Origin of the sequence: Longimicrobium sp. (genome assembly GCF_036554565.1) — a bacterium.
In the GTDB taxonomy this organism is placed as follows: domain Bacteria; phylum Gemmatimonadota; class Gemmatimonadetes; order Longimicrobiales; family Longimicrobiaceae; genus Longimicrobium.
In genome coordinates, this window is record NZ_DATBNB010000393.1 from 1 (window position 1) to 2,454 (window position 2,454).

The following is a 2,454-nucleotide window of genomic DNA, read 5'->3' on the forward strand; positions in this document are numbered from 1 at the left end:
GGTGTCGTCACTGCCGCAATAAGGGCATCTCATCGATAGATCGGGAAGCGCTGGCAGAGGCTGAGCACCCGCGCCTTCACGCTCTCCTCCACCGCCGAATTGGCCGCCGCGTCATTGGCCCGCGCCAGCCCGTCCAGCACCTCGCCGATAAGCCGGCCGACCTCGCGGAACTCCGCCTCACCGAAGCCGCGCGTGGTGCCGGCCGGCGTACCAAGGCGGACGCCGGAGGTGACCATCGGCTTCTCCGGGTCGAAGGGGATGGCGTTCTTGTTGCAGGTGAGGTGCGCGCGGTTCAGCGCCGCCTCGGCCGATTTGCCGGTCACGCGCTTCGGGCGGAGGTCCACCAGCAGCAGGTGGTTGTCCGTGCCGCCGGAGACCAGCGTGAAGCCGTGCTCGGCCAGCCCCTCGCCCAGCGCGCGCGCGTTCGCGATCACCCGGCCGCTGTAGTCGCCGAACTCCGGCCGCAGCGCCTCGGCAAAGGCCACGGCCTTGGCCGCGATCACGTGCATCAGCGGGCCGCCCTGGATGCCGGGGAAGATCTGCTTGTCGATGGCCTTGGCGTGCTCCTCGCGGCACAGGATCATCCCGCCGCGGGGGCCGCGCAGCGTCTTGTGCGTGGTAGAGGTCACCACGTCGGAAAAGGGCACCGGGTTGGGGTGGTGCCCGGTGGCCACGAGCCCGGCGATGTGCGCCATGTCTACCACCAGCCGCGCCCCGCACTCCTGGGCGATCTCGCCGAACGTTTCGAAGTCGATCTGCCGCGGATAGGCGCTGGCGCCGGCCACGATCACCGTGGGCTTCACCTTCATGGCCTGGTCGCGCAGGGCGGCGTAGTCGATCCGGTGGTCGTCGGGGCGAACGCCGTACGCCACCACGTTGTACAGCCGCCCGCTGAAGTTCACCGGCGAGCCGTGCGTAAGGTGCCCGCCCTCGCTCAGGTTCATTCCCAGCAGCGTGTCGCCGGGCTGCATCAGCGCGAAGTACACGGCCATGTTGGCCTGCGCCCCCGAGTGCGGCTGCACGTTGGCGTGCTCGGCGCCAAAGAGCTGCAGAAGGCGCTGGCGGGCCAGGTCTTCCACCACGTCCACCACCTCGCAGCCGCCGTAGTAGCGCTTGCCGGGATAGCCCTCGGCGTACTTGTTCGTGAGCACCGAGCCCATGGCCTGCAGGACGGCCCGGGAAACGAAGTTCTCCGAGGCGATCATTTCCAGCTGGGTTTCCTGCCGGCTGGCTTCGTCCACCAGCAGGCGGTGGATCTCCGAGTCGGTCTGCTTCAGCGCGTCCATGCGTCTTTTCCCGGGCGTCACGGTCAGGATCGGGGCACCTCTCAAGGCGCGCAAACTACCCCGCGCCGGGCCCGGTGTACAGTGCCGGAGGCATGTGTCGCACGTCGCGGAATCTGCTACGGGCGCAGCGGCCCGCACCTTGCTGGAAGGGAAAACACATGTCGGTGCGCCCGTGCGTCGTAGGGCCGCGCGCCGAAGGACGAGATCCAAATCCGCGTACGGAGTTACAGATGAGATACCTGCGCCACCTGGGGATCATGGCGCTTGCCGCCGGCCTGCTGACCACCTCCGCCTGCTCGGGGAACGACCGCGGGAGCAGGCTGCCCGGGGTGTTCCGCCCGAGCGTGGGCGAGCGCGACAGCCGCGATCGTGACGGCGATGGGAACCGCGACGCGCGGCCGAACAAGGACCAGGGCCGCCGCGACGAGACCCGCTGCAACGCCGGGCGCGGCAACGGAAACGGCAACGGGCGCTGCCGCAACGGCGACAAGGGCAACGGCCGCAACCCGTAACCCGGTCGACGTGAAAGCTGAGGCGGGGCGGCACTTCGGTGCCGCCCCGCCTCGTTTCGTTCACCTGCGCGATTCGCCTAGCGCGTCAGGCGGTAGATGAGCAGCGCGGCGCGCCTGATCTGCAGCGGAAGCGTTTCCAGGTCGATGCGCTCGTTGGGCCCGTGCGCTCCGGAGCCGTGCACGCCCAGCCCCGCCAGCGCGTCGGTGTACGGGGCCACGAACGAAACGTCGGCCGCCCCGCGCCGGCCGGGATCGAACGCCTGCATCGGCGCGGTACCCAGGTCGCGGTTGACGGTGTTCAGCACCTCCAGCAGCGCCTGGTTGCCTTCCGTCGGCGGCATGGACGGATAGCCCTCGCCGAAAGTGATGTCCGCCTCCGTGCGCGGAAGGTGGCGGGCGACGATGGCCGTCATCCGCTCGCGGGTGCGCCGCAGCTGCTCGTCGGTGAGCGTACGGATGTCGCCGGTGACGATGGCCGTCTGCGCGATCACGTTGGTCTTGCCGAACGCCGTCCCCGCGCTGCGCTGCGGATCGTACTCCACGTCCGTCCCGCCGACGATCACCCCCGGGTTGAAGGTGAGGTTGGGCTCGCCCCGCAGTTCCTCGTGAAAGGCGTTGAGGATGCGCGCGGCCTCGAAGATGGCCCCGCTCCCCGA

3 protein-coding genes are annotated in these 2,454 nt (G+C 69.6%); 1 reads left to right on the forward strand and 2 read right to left on the reverse strand.

All coding sequences use genetic code 11. The features are described from left to right. Positions 1 to 29: 29 nt before the first annotated feature. Positions 30 to 1,286 carry a serine hydroxymethyltransferase gene (gene glyA / locus VIB55_RS10890; RefSeq protein WP_331876687.1) on the reverse strand — a complete coding sequence of 419 codons (1,257 nt, stop codon included), beginning with the start codon at positions 1,284 to 1,286 and terminating at the stop codon, positions 30 to 32. 230 nt (positions 1,287 to 1,516) lie between these two features. Between glyA and VIB55_RS10895 the strand changes: the two genes are divergently transcribed. Beyond that, the gene (locus tag VIB55_RS10895) at positions 1,517 to 1,798 is read left to right on the forward strand and encodes a hypothetical protein (RefSeq protein ID WP_331876688.1); all 282 of its coding nucleotides are present in this window, start codon (positions 1,517 to 1,519) and stop codon (positions 1,796 to 1,798) included. A gap of 77 nt (positions 1,799 to 1,875) precedes the next feature. On the opposite strand, the gene VIB55_RS10900 is transcribed toward VIB55_RS10895, so the two are convergent. Next, a partial coding sequence (locus VIB55_RS10900) for a M20/M25/M40 family metallo-hydrolase (RefSeq protein WP_331876689.1) occupies positions 1,876 to 2,454 on the reverse strand: 579 nt, incomplete at its 5' end.

Excerpts from the sequence above, each read along its gene's own strand:
- glyA (WP_331876687.1), bottom strand. The coding sequence starts at position 1,286 with ATGGACGCGCTGAAGCAGACCGACTCGGAGATCCACCGCCTGCTGGTG.
- VIB55_RS10895 (WP_331876688.1), top strand. The coding sequence starts at position 1,517 with ATGAGATACCTGCGCCACCTGGGGATCATGGCGCTTGCCGCCGGCCTG.